General features: G+C 39.1%; 17 protein-coding genes. 1 reads left to right on the top strand and 16 read right to left on the bottom strand.

All coding sequences use genetic code 11. From position 1 onward, the window contains the following. Positions 1-22 precede the first annotated feature (22 nt). On the top strand, positions 23-733 hold the full coding sequence (locus T375_RS07620) for a hypothetical protein (RefSeq protein WP_044936936.1): 711 nt from the start codon (positions 23-25) through the stop codon (positions 731-733). A 39-nt stretch (positions 734-772) separates the two neighbouring features. On the opposite strand, the gene T375_RS07615 is transcribed toward T375_RS07620, so the two are convergent. The 16 genes from T375_RS07615 to ade all read right to left on the bottom strand — a co-directional run bounded on the left by T375_RS07615 (position 773) and on the right by ade (position 16,865). Then, positions 773-1,849: a GNAT family N-acetyltransferase gene (locus T375_RS07615; RefSeq protein WP_044936934.1), complete on the bottom strand. Its 1,077-nt coding sequence runs from the start codon at positions 1,847-1,849 to the stop codon at positions 773-775. Further along, a complete protein-coding gene (locus T375_RS07610) occupies positions 1,849-3,117 on the bottom strand; it encodes an ADP-ribosyltransferase (RefSeq protein WP_044936931.1) in 1,269 nt (422 codons plus the stop codon). The genes T375_RS07615 and T375_RS07610 overlap by 1 nt, the downstream gene beginning before the upstream one ends. A 27-nt stretch (positions 3,118-3,144) precedes the next feature. Further along, positions 3,145-3,942, bottom strand: a complete 798-nt coding sequence (locus T375_RS07605; protein WP_044936929.1) for an HAD hydrolase family protein — start codon at positions 3,940-3,942, stop codon at positions 3,145-3,147. Between the two features lie 15 nt (positions 3,943-3,957). Further along, positions 3,958-4,908 (bottom strand): glycosyltransferase family 2 protein, encoded by a 951-nt coding sequence (locus T375_RS07600; RefSeq protein WP_049960347.1) that lies wholly within the window; start codon positions 4,906-4,908, stop codon positions 3,958-3,960. Between the two features lie 15 nt (positions 4,909-4,923). Continuing rightward, positions 4,924-5,808, bottom strand: a complete 885-nt coding sequence (locus tag T375_RS07595) for a glycosyltransferase family 2 protein (protein WP_044936927.1) — start codon at positions 5,806-5,808, stop codon at positions 4,924-4,926. A 16-nt stretch (positions 5,809-5,824) separates the two neighbouring features. Further along, entirely contained in the window at positions 5,825-6,622 is a 798-nt protein-coding gene (locus T375_RS07590) for a DUF4422 domain-containing protein (RefSeq protein WP_242839275.1), read from the bottom strand. A gap of 67 nt (positions 6,623-6,689) precedes the next feature. Next, positions 6,690-6,827 (bottom strand): hypothetical protein, encoded by a 138-nt coding sequence (locus tag T375_RS13705; RefSeq protein ID WP_177175576.1) that lies wholly within the window; start codon positions 6,825-6,827, stop codon positions 6,690-6,692. Between the two features lie 64 nt (positions 6,828-6,891). Next, positions 6,892-7,977: a glycosyltransferase family 2 protein gene (locus T375_RS07585; protein WP_081822005.1), complete on the bottom strand. Its 1,086-nt coding sequence runs from the start codon at positions 7,975-7,977 to the stop codon at positions 6,892-6,894. A 105-nt stretch (positions 7,978-8,082) separates the two neighbouring features. After that, positions 8,083-8,226, bottom strand: coding sequence for a FeoB-associated Cys-rich membrane protein (locus T375_RS07580; RefSeq protein ID WP_044936922.1), 144 nt, complete (start codon positions 8,224-8,226; stop codon positions 8,083-8,085). 12 nt (positions 8,227-8,238) lie between these two features. Continuing rightward, on the bottom strand, positions 8,239-10,614 hold the full coding sequence (gene feoB / locus T375_RS07575; RefSeq protein WP_044936920.1) for a ferrous iron transporter B: 2,376 nt from the start codon (positions 10,612-10,614) through the stop codon (positions 8,239-8,241). 4 nt (positions 10,615-10,618) lie between these two features. Further along, the gene (locus T375_RS07570; protein WP_033153260.1) at positions 10,619-10,846 is read right to left on the bottom strand and encodes a FeoA family protein; all 228 of its coding nucleotides are present in this window, start codon (positions 10,844-10,846) and stop codon (positions 10,619-10,621) included. A 16-nt stretch (positions 10,847-10,862) separates the two neighbouring features. Next, positions 10,863-11,072 carry a FeoA family protein gene (locus tag T375_RS07565; protein ID WP_334291136.1) on the bottom strand — a complete coding sequence of 70 codons (210 nt, stop codon included), beginning with the start codon at positions 11,070-11,072 and terminating at the stop codon, positions 10,863-10,865. A 260-nt stretch (positions 11,073-11,332) separates the two neighbouring features. Continuing rightward, a complete protein-coding gene (gene feoB, locus T375_RS07560; RefSeq protein ID WP_044936916.1) occupies positions 11,333-13,687 on the bottom strand; it encodes a ferrous iron transport protein B in 2,355 nt (784 codons plus the stop codon). 3 nt (positions 13,688-13,690) lie between these two features. Continuing rightward, positions 13,691-14,623: a carbamate kinase gene (gene arcC, locus T375_RS07555; RefSeq protein WP_044936914.1), complete on the bottom strand. Its 933-nt coding sequence runs from the start codon at positions 14,621-14,623 to the stop codon at positions 13,691-13,693. 42 nt (positions 14,624-14,665) lie between these two features. Then, positions 14,666-15,109, bottom strand: coding sequence for a VanZ family protein (locus T375_RS07550; protein ID WP_081822004.1), 444 nt, complete (start codon positions 15,107-15,109; stop codon positions 14,666-14,668). Positions 15,110-15,152: 43 nt separating this feature from the next. Next, positions 15,153-16,865 carry an adenine deaminase gene (gene ade / locus T375_RS07545; protein WP_242839274.1) on the bottom strand — a complete coding sequence of 571 codons (1,713 nt, stop codon included), beginning with the start codon at positions 16,863-16,865 and terminating at the stop codon, positions 15,153-15,155. Positions 16,866-16,899: the final 34 nt, after the last annotated feature.

Here is a 16,899-nt window from a genome sequence, read left to right as displayed (position 1 = left end):
GATTAAATATTAGGAGTAAAACATGAAGAAAAAATTACTAACTGCCATAGTATCTATTGCTATTCTATGGTTTAGTTTTCCAACAGAAAGTTTAGCTGCTGAAGAAGACACTACATCTGCAGAAATTACTGAAATAACAGATGAAGAAAATAGTTATGACTCTGTAGAGGATACTGTAAATAATGAAACCGAATCCTCTGTGGAATCTGAAGATGAATCTAAGACTAAGTCTGAAGCCAAGGATGAATCTGCTGAAGAAGTCACAGAAAACGCAGAAGAAGAAGTTAAGGAAGAAGTTGAAGAAACTGAGGACGAAGCTGAAGAAGTTGCTGACAAAGCCGAGGACGAAACTATTGAAACAGAAACAATAGTCGAAACACATTCAGAAAATCACTGCACCATAATCGTCTCCTACACAAAGGAAGTATATGATGATCCTTTTGCTAGACTTGATACGACTGAATTATCGCTGAAATCTACATATGAGCTAGTAGAAAGTCAATCCGCCGATGAGTTTATCCAAAACATTGAAAACGACGATATCAAAATGATTCTATCAAAGGTAGCCTTTGATGATGATTTTACAAATGGCTACAATATTTCAGCATCTATTGATGTAGATAATAATGTAACTATTAAATCCATCAAAAAAACTGAGAAACAAGAGGTGGTTACTGAAGTAGAGGTGGAGGTCACCTCTACCAATGAAAGCGAGCCCCTCGACGAAGAATAAACAAAAAGGCCCTACCGTATATACGATAGGGTCTTAATTCTATTTAGTTTCGAAATAACTGCACTCCTCACCATCCAGCACTCGATCTGGTTTCTGGTAGAACTTTGCACATTCAAGAATTGAATCCTGACAATGCTTGCAGGATTTGCATACCATATTTTCTAAGGTGATTCCTTGGAAATGAAGATCCGAATGGAATCTTTCCTCTCCCTGCATAACCATTGCTGCTTCAAAATCCATAGCATATATCAATTGTTTGCCTGAATCTTTTGTAGAATCAAAAAGATTATCCAAAAGCTTGTCAGACGCTTCGTTTGCTGCCAGGAATGATACTTCCACATCTGCAGGATACTTCTCAGCTATAGCAGAGGCTGCAGCAGACAACAAATACATCAACTCCACTTTTTTAATATCATTACGAGGAACTTGATATACCAAAACGTTCTGTATAATATCCTCCTGCATCTCTTCAAAAAGAATACATGCAGTTATTTTTCCATCGTCAACTGTAAATAGACTAATGTCTTCATCAAGATTATCTGAATTCAATCTATCTACAACTTCCTTTTTCTCTGAAAGGTCATATAAGAAATCACTGACACTCTTTTTTGACATTTCTTTTAATGGCACTATTCTGTTGGAAGCAATTCTTTTATTTACCTTTTCTTTGACAGATGGAATATTTAAGTTTTCACTTTCCTTCAACTGCTTTACTGTTACAGTCTGAAATGCGCCTGTATCAAACTGTTCAAAACCAAGCTTTTCAAGTATTTTAGCTAGAGCAGCACTGCATTTAAACTCAGATGAAAAAGTTGCATAGAAAATAGTATCCATTGCCATGTCTGAGTCATAGAGAGTCATTGTTTTTTCCAATGCTCCTCGTAACAAATCAGTAGCTACCCCCTGGCCTTCGTACTTAGGATTAACTGCCAGGCTAAGTACTTCTATCATATCAGGCTTTGGATCAATAACTGCCATTCCTAGTAATTCCTTATCCTGAATAGCAATATAAAACCCATAGTCTGAAAATCCCTGTGAGCCTAAAACTGGCGGAAAAATATACTCCCCAAGAGACTCTGCTTGTTTTGATGAAATTGTTTTTATATCAAAATTCATTATGAAGCCTCCTTTAATTCACCATCTTCACTGGATGGTATTGTTGTCAGATAGATTTTCCAGCTACCCTCACTTCCATTTTCAAGATTCGCGGATCCATCAGTAATAGCTTTCACCATCTTGAATTTCGTACCCGGCTTTAATAATAATTCGCATTCTCCAAAATGTTTAGATGTGGTAGTTAGATTAATAGCTTGGGTTCCTTTCTTTGCGAGAATTATAAATTCTATACCTACTGGAGAATTATTAGAAGGATTATTAATACTATTTTCTCCTTCTGCCGTATACGAAGGGAGCACGAACGGTAAGGATGTACTTATAAACCCCTTGTCGCTCATAATAATTTCTTCTTCGGAATGAATCTTTTGTTCAAATGCATTTTTTATATCCTCATATGACATTTTATCTACGTTAGGTAAATTGAGCATATAACCAAGTGATTTTACCCCTTTTACACCACGGCGAACGACCAAATCCCTTCCGATTTTGTTTGACCTGATTAAATCACGTCCCTTTTTAGCATAGTTTTCAAATCCAGATATTGCTCCGAATCTAAGATAATTGTTCATTTTAACACAATGTTCAGTATAATCCGTATAAAAACCAAGTGCTGTCATTCCTTCCGACTTATTTATCCCTTGAACCTTAGCCTCATAAGCTGCCACGTCTAATTCCGCTCTTCGGAACTCGTTGCTTTTTTCTCTTTGATATGCTGCCTCAATGGAATCCGCATCTTCCTGTACATCTTGATAAACCCCAGCATTGTAATAACCGTTTATCTTTTCTTGAATTCTAACCTTTTCGTCTAGTACGAATAGTTTTCTATCAAGTCTTGATGCTTTTATTTCTTCGTCTTTAAGGTCCTTGAATTTTTTACCTTTATCGTAGACTTCTTTTCGGTTATCTCTTCTCTTTTTAAAATATTTTTTTACTTTTCTTCTATATTTATATTTTGAAAGGCGATTTTTGCTATTGTACTGCTCTTGAGTGATTACATCGAAAGCAGGAGCAGCATGCATATTGTCTTTAATGCCTTTTATATCATCGTCAGTCATATCTATTTTGGTCTTATAGTAGTCAATAAGCCTTTGTGATTCCTCATTTCCACCAAAATAAGACCGATCAAACATATGTGCTTGATAATCATCCCCTTCATGAAGCTTTTTTTCATCTTTGTAAGCTTTGAAACTATTGTCAATCTCATTATAATTATCATTTGCTGCTTTGCGATCCATCTTCAGAATAGTTTCGCTATTTACAAAATCCATTCAAACCCCTCCCCACATTATAAAAATTTAGATTAGCCCAAAGTGTTTTAATCCATTGTATATACCATCATCGTCAAAGGCAGTTGTCACATAATCAGCTGTTGCCTTCGCACGTTCAGTACCGTTCCCCATTGCAATGCCTACAGCAGCTGCTGCAAGCATATCTAAATCATTCTCACTATCACCGAATGCATATGTATTCTTTGGATCAATGCCTGCAAGCTCACATGCTTTCATCATGCCAGTCGCTTTGGTATGACCGATTGGCACCAACTCACAAACAGTGTCACTATGCTCAATGATTTGATAGTCCTTACGAAGTCTATCGTAGCACTCTATTCTCATTTCCTCATCAACATCTGTTGCACATGACATTTTGTTGATTGTCCACTTGCCATAGTTGCTGTCGATTCCAAGCAAATTACTTCCCATGTCCCTGCGCAAAATATTGCCAAATCCATCATCCAAGCCAAACTCACGGTCTTCCATATATAACTGATTTGGTCCTTCTAGAATAGGTCTGAATCCGTATCCACGAATCAGTTCAACTGTTTCGATAGCTTTATCCACATCAATTAATTTTTCGTAAACTGTTTTTCCACCTATTTCAATATGGCATCCACATGAACAAACAATTCCATCAAATCCCAGACTAAGCAAATCTGGATCCTGAATAAAAGATCTTGCTCTCCCACTACAGATAAAAGCCAAATGCCCGTTTTCCCTGAGCTGCTTTATTCCTTCTCTACAGCTATCTGGAATGAATTTATCGTAGTTCCAAAGTGTACCATCTATATCAAAAAATACTGCTGATTTCTCTGCCATTACATTTCCTCTATTCTATACCCAAAGTCTCATCCAAAGATTATGCTTAGCTCGGGTAAAATTATGTCTGCGATAATAACTGATTCTATAAAGCTTTGGCTTTGAGCCTATATGGACAAAACCATTCAGCACTTTTAATTTGTCCTCAGGTATATCCTTTAGTCTAAGAATCTCCCTGGCAAAAATTCGTGCTTCATTTATGAAAGCCTTTTTCTTGCAAAGAAATCCATTTGCTATGTCACCTGCATTACGAGCCACCTTTTCAGATGTTGATTCAGTAACTGCACCCATAGTGTTGTGTCCCGTCTGACGGTAATAAACCATTGGCTCATCGATTGCATAAACTGTTCCAAATATGGATGCTATTTCAAGAAGCCACGCATCGTGCATTGGCACATTTTCCCACTGAACACTATCGCATGACACGGCTATATCTCTCAAAGCTCTATTAAAGCACATAGTTGTCCCTGCTGCTGGATTATCAATAATTACCTGAGTGTAGGCTATGTTCTTTGGGCTTCTACCTAAGTATCGTATAAACGAATTATCTATTACATTAAGATTCTCATCCACGACTGTCATGTCCGTAAATACGATAGCCGGCTTCCTATCCATCTCACCGGAGTCTATCTCTGTTTCAAGTAGCTTCTCTATGCTCTTCTCAACCTTATCGGGATACCAAACATCATCCTGATCACAAAAGAAATAGTAGTCCGCTTCTACTTCAGACAATAGATACATGAAATTTGCCTTAGGACTTCCTGTCGGATGACCGTAAATGATTTCCATTCTATCTGGATACTTATCCATGTATTCATTTAAAATATTGATAGTCTCGTCTGAAGAGCCATCGTCATGTGCAACTATTCGAAAGTCCTGATTTGTCTGTCCGAAAAGACTGTCCAGCTGAGCTCGCAAATACTTTGCCCCATTATATGTGGCAAGCAGAATTGCTACATCCTTCATTCCATATCTCCTAGATTATCTGTTAAAACCATACTTGGTTTTAGTCTCTCTCTTAAATTTAAGATTAAAAATAAATATTCCAAGATTTGCTAAAGAGCATCCAATTTTGCCAACCAGGCTACTCTTTCTAAACTGAGCTTTATATGTAATCATTTCGTGAAGAGTGATTATGTCTTCCTCTTTAAAATAATCACAATCGTAAAGTAATTCTATAAAATCGTATACCGAAGCATCAGTAGCTGACGTATCAGCTGAAATGTTTGCTCCAGTGTATTTATGAATGTATAAAGCTTCTTTTAAATAAGCTGCTCGCTTTCCTGCTGCAAGCATAAGAAGCCATAAATAATAATCATCGGCTCCATTTACTCTGACTAAATGCTCATTCCAAAATTCTGGAATCGCACTTTTCTTTATCAAACACTGTCCCGGTGAGATAATCTGAATTCCTACCTTGAGATATGTTTGCAAATCCCAAACTCTATTCCAATGTGCATCAGTTCTATACCATGATAAATATGAACCATCTGCCTGCTCCAGCTTCGCATTTGCGATAATCATATCGCAAGATTTTGAAGACAATGCGTCTGCCATTTTTGCAAGAGCATCTGCCTCAAGCAAATCATCTTGATCAAGGAACATAATATAATCTCCAGTCGATGACTTTAAGCCTGATACCCTGCTATAGTGTATTCCCTTGTTTTCCGGATTAGTAATAACAGAAAAATATTGGTTGTTAATTGGCACGGCCTCCAGCTTTTTCCATGGGCTGTCATTTACAAGTACAACCTCCAAACTGTGTCCTGCAGCCTCCAATGACTTACGATTTGCTTCCATGCAAGCCACATATTTTTCCATATACTTTTCCCCTTCATAGAAAGGGGTAATCACTGATATTTTCATTATTCTCGCCTCTAATTTACATGCTTGCTTTATATTTCTTGCCGAAAAATTTAGCCTGCAAAAATCCCATAATCTTCTTTGGCCAATTGATTGGTTCCATATCAATTACAGGGCATTCTACAATGGATAAACCTTCCTCCTGCTTTTTGTCAATCCAAACATTAAAAAGGATTTCACTAACTCTTCCATAAAGTCGTGCTGAAAAAGCATCCAAAGATGTAGTATCTATCTTTTCTTCCATGCGTTCCAATATATCAAAAAGCCAAGTACAATACTCATCCAATTCCTTCTTTGGCATGATGGCCATATTGAACATGTAGCCCCATGACCTTGCATAAACCTTTACCAATGAGTTCATGTATTCTGGATAGCACTGACCTACAATTTCTTTTGCAATATCCAAATGAGCGCCATCCAAGGTATGAGCATAGTGACTGTATAAGCTTTCAATATAGTAACGACGCTTTTTAGGCACTATCACATCTGCTCTTGTAAGAAGAGCCTTTGTCTCATCATGGGATAACACCGAATCAAAACATCCATGATGCTTTCTATATTTCTTTGACTTCAGTGAAAAGTATCGTCTGTAATGAACCAAGCCTATGGCATCTGCATCCATATTCTTCCATGCATAATAAAGACCAGTAAGCTCACAATAGTAGGGATTCTTTGCTGAGATATTATCTCCCTCATCGTCCCTTAAAATATCACCTATACTATCTTTGCCTGCCGCACCAACCTGCAGTGGAACATAGTCCTCACCTGCCGGAATCTGAAAAGGTTTGTGCATTGCAATAATAATTTTTATATCCAAATCTATCTCCTAATTAAAAGTATAGGGCACCATAAAGGTGCCCTAGCATAACCTGATTAAACGTGGCTTAAGACTCTTCCTCGTCCTCTTCATCGACGATTGCAGCTGCGGCTCCTGACACTGCAGAAACTACTGCTATAACTGCCACTATAACTACTAAAAGTATTAATACAAAAAAGAAAATTAAAAACCCTTGATCTGTCATCCTTAACCTCCTCTTCGAAACTTAGCTATATTATACCTTAGCCAATTGTTAAAAGCAAATCAGCCTATCTAAGCTGCTTAGCTCTATTAAACACTCCAGGGAAATGGCTCTTTGTGTATTTCATAAGTCTGGCTCTTCTAAGAGCTGTTCCAAACATCCCCTCTGTAAGAGGCTTATACAAAAGCTTCAGGGTCTTTGAATCCTCTGGCATATATCTGCGAAGATTCTGATACAATTCTGTCTCTGCTTCTGCATTACACCATTTTAAAATATCGTCTGTTTTTACGCCTGATTCCAACTGACGAACCATTGCTGATTGGAAGCTTCTGAAGTATTCCTTTGAAAGAGTACCCAGCGCTTCGAAATCGCAGGTCTTCCATTTCTGTTGCTGGTCGTAAATTCTCTCGATACGAATCTTTTGGAGCTTAAAGTAGTCCTCGATTTCTCCACCTGTAAGACGAACCTGCCCCTGATTTCTATAGTGATATAAAACATCGTTTAACACAGTAAGCGATGTTGTGTAATCTAAAAAGTCACAGTTAAAAAGAATATCTTCTACATGCTTAATCTTTTGATATTGAAGATTATTCTCCTTAATGATGCTTGTCTTGTAGCATTTATTCCAAGGATAACCAAGCATTGTTATGGCTTCCATCTGCATCGCCATTTTATGGATTGTTGCAGCATCACTTGTGGTAACCATATCATCATCGTAATCCATCATATCAAGGGTAATCCCCTTCATGAATTCGATTTTGCCGGATGCATTTCTGTAGTCCTCAGTAAAGCTGAACACAAGCAAATCCACAGGGTTTCTTTCCAAGGCTGCTGCACATACTCTAAGAAGATTTCTTTCATATAAATCGTCTGGATCCAGGAATAAAATGTAGTCCCCAGTGGCATGCTCTATGCCTGTATTTCTAGCAGCAGATACTCCTTGATTTGTTTCATGCTTAACATAATAGAAGCGGTCATCACGCTCCATATATCCTCTAGCAATGTCTCCCGAAGAATCAGGAGAACAATCATCCACTATGATAACTTCGAAGTTGTCATAGGTCTGCATTTGAAGACAGCCAAGTGCATCACCAATATAATCGCCCACTCCGTATGTAGGCATTATTACGGAAAATTTGATTTCCTCGCTCATACTTCAAATAATACCAAAAAGCCCCATTGCGCGCAACATGTCTTAATTTTTTTAATCAATTAAAAAATCCCCCGGTCGATACTGACCGAGGGATTCGTATATACGTTAGTGACATCCACAGCTTCCGCCGCAGCTACCACAGTCTCCACCACATGCTGGATGCTCGCCACGCTTGCGGGCTTTGACCAATGAACGAACTATCGCTGCAACAATTGCAATTAATATAACTACTACTATGAATGTACCCATAATTATTACCTCTTATTTATTGTATTTATCCTTACGGAACAATCCGTATACAAGGCAGCAGATAGCTGCGATACCAAAGATTGTACCGAATGTAAATCCTTCGCCTGTGAATACCTTACCTACCTGATATACGATAAGTCCGATTACCCATGCGAAACCACACTGATATCCGATTGCTGTCCAGAACCACTTTGTGTTGTTCATCTCACGCTTGATTGCACCCATAGCTGCGAAGCAAGGAGCACAAAGAAGGTTGAATGCAAGGAATGCGAAACCTGATGCATCTGTAAATGCAGCACGCATTGTCTCATAAACATCACCAGAAGCACCGTAGATAATAGCAAGTGTACCAACGATGTTTTCCTTTGCAACAAGACCAGTGATTGAAGCAACTGTAGCTTCCCAATCACCAAATCCAAGTGGAATGAAGATCCATGCAAGACATCTACCAAGTGTAGCAAGGATTGAATGATCAATCTGATCTTCCTCAAGCATTGTAAATGCTCCATCAACAACACCGAAGAATGTGCAGAACCAAACTACGATTGTTGAAAGTAAGATAATTGTACCAGCTTTCTTGATAAATGACCATCCACGCTCCCACATGCTACGAAGCACGTTTGAAACTGTTGGCCAGTGGTATGCAGGAAGCTCCATAACGAATGGCGCTGGGTCGCCTGCGAAGAGCTTTGTCTTCTTAAGCATGATACCTGAAACGATGATTGCAAAAATTCCAAGGAAGTATGCTGCTGGTGCAACCCAAGCTGCTCCACCAAAGATAGCGCCTGCAACCATTGCGATGAATGGAAGCTTAGCTCCACATGGAATGAATGTTGTTGTCATGATTGTCATCTTACGGTCTCTATCATTTTCGATAGTACGTGATGCCATGATACCAGGAACACCACAACCTGTACCGATAAGCATTGGAATGAATGACTTACCTGAAAGACCAAACTTTCTGAAGATACGGTCCATGATGAAAGCAACACGAGCCATGTATCCGCAAGACTCAAGGAATGCAAGGAAGATGAAAAGTACAAGCATCTGTGGAACGAATCCAAGAACTGCACCAACACCTGCTACGATACCATCAAGGATAAGTCCCTTTACAACATCGTTACAGTTGATTGCATCAAGAGCTGCCTCGATATAAACAGGAATACCAGGAATCCATACGCCGTAGTTTGCTGGGTCTGGCTCCTCGTTAGCCTCTACATAAGCTGCAGCTGCTTCATAATCAGCAAGTGTTGCTGTCTCATACTCAACAGCAGCTGTTTCTTCATCCTCTACAGGATATTCGAAATCGCCTGTAGGCTCTGTGCCATTTTCCTCTACGTATAAATCATAACCATCTACGATAAGCTGATTTGCTGTGAACTCATCAGCTGCATCTGCGTAATCAGCAGAACCAATAGCAAATAAATGCCATCCATCACCGAATACACCATCATTTGCCCAATCAGTAGCCCATGTACCAACTGTTGTAACTGATACAAAATATACAAGGAACATAACTACTGCAAAGATTGGAAGTGCAAGGAATCTGTTTGTAACAATCTGATCAATCTTATCAGATGTTGTCATTCCCTTTGAAGCCTTCTTTACACAACCATTGATGATTGTACCGATGTAGTTATATCTTTCGCCAGTGATGATTGACTCTGAATCATCATCCATTTCTTTTTCGCATGAAGCAATGTCGTTTTCGATGTGAGAGATAACATCAGATGAAAGACCAAGCTTTTCCTGAATCTTCTGATCACGCTCGAATAACTTGATTGAATACCATCTCTGAACATTTTCATCAGAAATGTTATGTAAGCAAAGCTCCTCAATGTGAGCAAGTGCATGCTCTACTGAACCGTCAAATCTGTGCTTTGGTGACTGTGGCTTAGCTTCCTTTCCAGCCTTAACTGCTGCATCAACGATTTCCTTAAGACCTCTGTTCTTTAAAGCAGAAAGCTCATAAACTGGAACACCGATTTCCTCTGAAAGCTTTGCAGCGTTGATTTTGTCACCATTCTTTTCTACAACATCCATCATGTTGATACCGATAACTACTGGGATACCAAGCTCAACAATCTGAGTTGTAAGATAAAGGTTTCTTTCAAGGTTTGTACCATCAATAACATTGATAATAGCATCTGGCTTTTCATCAATAAGATAATTACGTGATACAACCTCCTCTAATGTATATGGAGAGAGTGAATAGATACCAGGAAGGTCGACAATTGTAACTTCCTTATCACCTTTGAATTTACCCTCTTTGTACTCTACAGTAACACCTGGCCAGTTACCAACGAACTGGTTAGAACCTGTAAGTGCATTAAACAATGTTGTTTTACCGCAGTTTGGATTACCTGCAAGCGCAATACGAATTCCCACTTTTTTAGTCCTCCTTTAAAAGAATCATTTCTGCATCAGCCTTACGTACAGAAAGCTCATATCCTCTAACTGTAATTTCAACTGGATCTCCCAATGGTGCAATCTTACGAACGTAAATCTCAACACCCTTTGTAATACCCATGTCCATGATTCTTCTCTTTACAGCGCCTTCGCCCGTAAGCTTTGCGACTGTAACTGTTTCACCGACACTTACATCTCTTAATGTCTTCATTTTTCTCTCCTTTTTACTATATAAATATCTTTTGAGCCAGTTGTTTATCAACAGCTACTCTTGACTCCTTAACATTAACGATTAGGTTGCCACCTATTTCGTTTACTACAGTTACAAATCCCCCTGGTACAAAACCAAGCTCTTGCAAGTGACGCTTCACTTCTTCTGAACCGCCAATTCGTTTAATCATCTGTTCTTCGCCTGTTGGCGCAACTACTAATGGCATCATATATTACTTCCTTACTTTTATTTATCCCTCAATTAGCTATTCCGGCCTATAATTAATTGTACCCAACCGATGTTAGCTAACATGAATCAGCGTTAGCCTTCTCTAACGCATGTATAACATAGCACAATTTGGATGTAGTTTCAAGCATCTAACTTAAGTTTTCTATATTTAATTTTAGAAAGGTATTTCTCACTTGAATTAGTGTAAACAAAAAACAGAGCTCCACGTATGTGAAACTCTGCTAAAGATATTCAGTATTAAACTAGACCCATGAGAAGTCCTATTGTATGTACTATAAATGTGCAAACCCAGGCGATAGCACACTGCCAAATAACAACACATACTGCCCACTTGCTTCCCATCTCTCTTTTTATAGATGCAATAGCTGCAACGCATGGTGTGTAAAGAAGTGAAAATACCAACAAACAAAATGCTGTCAGAGTGGACATCGAAGCTGCAACACCAGTACTTCCAAATAGTACTTCCAATACAGATACAACACTTTCCTTTGCCATAAATCCTGAAATAAGGGATGTACAAATTCTCCAATCTCCCAATCCGATAGGTGAAAAGAGAGGAGCTAATCCTCCAGCTATAAGTGCAAGAATACTATCCTTTTGATCTGATACTAAATTGAGATGTGTATCAAAGCTTTGAAGAACCCAGACAATTACAGTCGCAAGGAAAATCACAGTGAATGCTCTCTGCAGGAAATCCTTTGCCTTTTCCCAAAGTAGCTGAATTACATTTCTAGCACTAGGTAATCTATAATTAGGCAACTCCATAACAAATGGAACTGCTTCACCTTTGAATCTGATTTTTTTAAAGAACAATGCAGCAAGCACTCCCAAGAATATACCAAGGAAATACAAAACTGTAATTACAAGCCATCCATGGTCAGGGAAAAATGCAGCTACAAAGAATGTGTATATTGGTAGCTTTGCTGTACAGCTCATAAATGGCGTAAGCAAAATTGTCATCTTTCTATCTCTATCACTAGGTAATGTTCTGGTAGACATAACTGCTGGAACAGTACATCCAAATCCAATCAAAAGTGGTACGATACTTCTTCCAGATAATCCGATTTTACGAAGTAATTTATCCATAAAGAAGGCTACTCTGGCAATGTAACCACTATCCTCCAATATTGATAGGAAGAAAAACATTGTTATGATGATAGGCAAGAAGCTTAGTACGCCTCCTACACCTTCAAAAATGCCTCCAATAACCAGCTCGTGAACAGTTACATTAACATTAGCAGCTGTCAGTGCATTGTCTGTAATATTGGTCAACGCTTCAATTCCTATTTCTAACAAGCCCTGAAGCCATGCTCCTATAACATTGAAAGTAAGGAAAAATACAAGTGCCATTACGCAAATAAAAATTGGGATTGCAGTGTATTTACCTGTAAGCCATTTGTCAATTTTCTGACTGCGAATGTGCTCTTTACTTTCTCTAGGTTTGATTACACATTCATTGCAAACTTTTTCAATGAAAGCAAATCTCATGTCTGCCATGGCAGCACTTCTATCGAGACCTCTTTCCTTTTCCATCTGCTTTGTGATGTGCTCTAATGTCTCTATTTCATTTTCATCTAAATCAAGACGCTTTATTATCTGCGCATCGTTTTCTATGGCTTTGCTGGCTGCAAAGCGAACAGGGATATCTGCTCTTTTAGCATGATCCTCCATAAGATGAATAACACCGTGGATACATCTATGCACTGCACCGCCGTTATCGTTTTCATCACAGAAATCGTCCATCTCTGGCTTTTCCTGATACTGAGCTATATGAAGTGCATGAGCAACTAACTCATCAATACCTTCGTTTTTAGATGCAGAAATAGGAACAACTGGAACTCCCAGCATTTTTTCCATTCGGTTAATATCTACCGAACCACCGTTGCCTCTTAACTCATCCATCATATTAAGAGCAACAACCATAGGAATACTAAGTTCCAATAGCTGCATTGTAAGGTAAAGATTACGTTCGATATTTGTGGCATCAACAATATTGATAATAGCTTTTGGCTTTTCTTTTAAAACAAAATCTCTGCTAACAAGTTCTTCACTAGAATATGGTGACATTGAATATATTCCAGGAAGATCTGTGATGCATGTAAATTCTTTGCCCCTGATTACACCATCTTTTCTGTCTACTGTAACACCAGGGAAATTACCAACATGCTGATTGGCTCCAGTGAGCTGATTAAAGAGAGTCGTCTTGCCACAGTTCTGGTTGCCCACAAGAGCAAATGTAAGCATCTCCCCCTTTGGAAGTGGAGTTCCGTCACCCTTGAGATGATACTTTCCCTCCTCACCTAAGCCAGGATGATTTATATCGTGTTTATCTTTCTTGGACTGAGTAATTTCCTCCTGAACACTCTTTTCCACTGGAGTAGCTTTTATCTGGGCAGCATCTGCTAACCTAAGAGTAAGCTCATAGCCATGTACACGAAGCTCCATTGGATCACCCATAGGCGCCAGTCTCACAAGAGTGACCTCTACACCTGGTATAACTCCCATGTCCAAGAAATGTTGTCTAAGTGCCCCTTCTCCCCCTACTTCATCAATTCTCGCTGTTTGTCCAATCTCTAAATCTTTTATGGTCATTTATTATTTTCCAATCATTGTACCAGTCTGGCCGCCTACAGCGTTGCCAGCATCTGATAGTTTTGTAATCAATACCTTTCTAATGGCTGAATCACCAATGTAATCAATAGCTGCCTGAATCTTTGGTGCCATATCTGTCTCGCCAAACTCTCCATCAGCAAGCATCTTTTTTGCTTCTGCAATTGAAATATAGTCGAGAGGCTCCTCGTTTGGCTTACCAAAGTTTTTGCATACCTTTGTAACACTAGTAAGAATAACCAGCATGTCTGCTTCAAGCTCAGAAGCAAGAAGACCTGCTGCTGTATCCTTTTCAACAACTGCAGATGCACCCTTTAAGCTATTGTCCTGTGTAAGAACAGGAATACCGCCACCACCTGCTGCAATAACAACCTGATCTGCTTCGCACAAAGCTTTGATAGCATCTATTTCAACAATCTCGATTGGCTTTGGAGCAGCAACAATTCTTCTGTAGCCGCCTTCAACCTTAACTGTGTGATTGCCTTTTGCTTCTTCTGCCTCAGCCTGGGCCTCAGTCATAACTCTGCCAATTATCTTTGTTGGCTTGTAGAAGGCTTCATCATATGGATCAACAGTAACCTGTGTAAGGATAGTTGAAACTGGCTTGTAAATTCCGCAGCTAACAAGCTCAGAACGGATAGCCTGCTGCAAATCGTAACCGATATATCCCTGGCTCATTGCTGAACAAACTGACATTGGTGTAGATGTGTAATCAGGATGATTCTGGTAGAACTCAGACATTGCTGTGTGAATCATGCTAACCTGTGGTCCGTTGCTGTGAGTAACGACAACCTGATAATCCTGCTTAATAAACTCTGCTACTGCAACTGCTGTACGCTTTGTAGCATTCCACTGCTCAAGTACAGTTGTGCCTAATGCGTCATGTCCCAGTGCGATAACTATCTTCTTTTTTCCCATATGCTGCCTCCACTTTTTAGAATATATTATTTAATCTTGCACTTAGTATTTTCTACGGGTTCGCTTTCCGCTTGAAAAAGCAAGTGCAATAAGTGTTCCAAGTACAACTCCTCCAAAATCAAACCAAATGTCTCTTACTTCCCCTGAGCGTCCTACAACAAAAAGCTGTATTGTCTCATCGATGAATGCTATAAAAAGACCTGTAAGGGCTGGAGTTGTGAATCTGTTAAACCTTCCATATATTTTGTTTGCAAAAGCTACTGTAAGCAGAATTCCTAAAATGAGAAACTCTGTAATATGAGCAGCTTTTCTAACAATAACCATTCCGTCTTCGCTTGCCAGTAAAGCGGGGAATATTTTGCCAAGATAATATAATACGCGTCCACTTTCATGCTCCGATATTGTGGCTGGCTGCATGCTGTGTCCCCAAATCAGCATAATCCAGAGAGCAATTACTACTGTTATAAAAATTCTTTTCTTATCCATAAGTGCTATTGTAGCATATATTCCACTAAAATAGATTTGTTATTTATACTAATTTCCAATCATTAACACTAACCACGCCATGAGTGGTAATTCTCAATTCCGGTATTACCGGCAGCGCTGTAAAACTTAATGTCATAAATGGGTCAATATTTTTATTTACGCCTAACTGATAAGCAGCCTCATGAATCTCATCTAGCTTAGTTTTTGCATCAGCTGCACTAACCTCGCTCATCAATCCGGCAACAGGAAGTGGATAGGTCTTAAGCACCTTTTCTCCATCGTACACCACAATTCCACCACCAATTTTCTTTAGCTCATTGATAGCCGCTGATATGTTTTCCTCTGATACTCCGATAGCAATAATATTGTGAGCATCATGAGCAACAGAAGTTGCAATTGCTCCTCTTTTCAAGCCATAGCCTTTTATAAATCCCATTCCTATATGGCCCGTTCCACAGTGGCGTTCAACAACAACTGCCTTTAGAATATCCTTTGATACATCTATCGCCTCAGATTTACCCTCGTCTGTTGTTATGAGCTGTCCTTCTACCAAGCCAAGAACCGGCAAAGCTTTATTGTTTAACAACAGTTCCTTTGTTATCTGTGGCAAGTTAAATGTATTATGAGACTTGTCTATAAGGTCAGAAGATACATTGCTTTTACAGTGTGTTTTTAAGTAGTCATGAGTCATTTCCACACCTGCTTTGTATACTCTATCGATATCCACACTATTCACATCATTCAACACCACAAAGTCTGCAAGAAATCCAGGTGAAATAGCGCCCCTGTCGCGAAGTCCAAAATACACTCCCGCAGTGCATGAAGCCATTTTATATGCAATTACAGGATCCACTCCTAAATTGATTGCTTTTCTTATTATATTATCAATATGACCATAATCCATTATGTCATTGATGTGTCTGTCATCAGTGCAAAACACACATCTGGATGCGTATGGTTCTTTACACAAATCGATAAGTGCCTCCAGGTTTTGTGCTGCTGTACCTTCTCTAATCATTATCCAAAGACCGGCGCCAAGCTTTTCCATTGCCTCATCAATATTTGAACATTCATGATCTGAAAGCACTCCTGCTGCAACATATGCCATCAATTGCCTTCCAGTTACTAAAGGCGCATGGCCATCTATCAGCTTATCCTCCATAATAGCAAGATACGTCTTGTCGATAACATCGAATCTGCGATTAACGACGCCATTTACATCCATCAGTTCTGCAATACCATATACTCTTTTGTTAGATAAAAATGGCTTCATATCCTGGGCGAATATCTGAGCACCACTTTCGTCGAACTCGCAGGATGGAACGCAGGATGGAATCATAAAGAATATGTCCATAGGAAGGTTCTCTGTAGCTTCCAACATGTATTTTATTCCGTCTGTCCCCATTACGTTTGCTATCTCATGAGGATCTGTCAGTATAGCAGTAGTTCCATGCAGGATTGCCTCTTTTGCAAAAATCTCCGGAACTACCGTAGTACTTTCTATATGAATATGACCATCGATAAATCCAGGCACAATTGTCTTGCCTGTCATATCGATGGTCATTTTACCTTCGTATTTACCTATTCCCGCAAAGCTACCTTTGCTAATTGCGATATCGCCTTTTTTGAACTGATTTGTGAATACGTCCAGATATACTCCATTGCGCAGTACTAAATCAGCTGGCATTTCGCCAGCTGAAACTTTCAAAAATTCTTCGTACTCACTTCTCGTCATATTTTTCTGCTGATAATTCAAATTATTCTCCTTATATAAAGCCGAACATTTAAAA

It is taken from the genome of Pseudobutyrivibrio sp. LB2011, assembly GCF_000701765.1.
GTDB lineage: Bacteria > Bacillota > Clostridia > Lachnospirales > Lachnospiraceae > Pseudobutyrivibrio > Pseudobutyrivibrio ruminis.
Note: the sequence above shows the minus strand (reverse complement) of the source record. Positions and strands in the feature narration are given on the sequence as shown.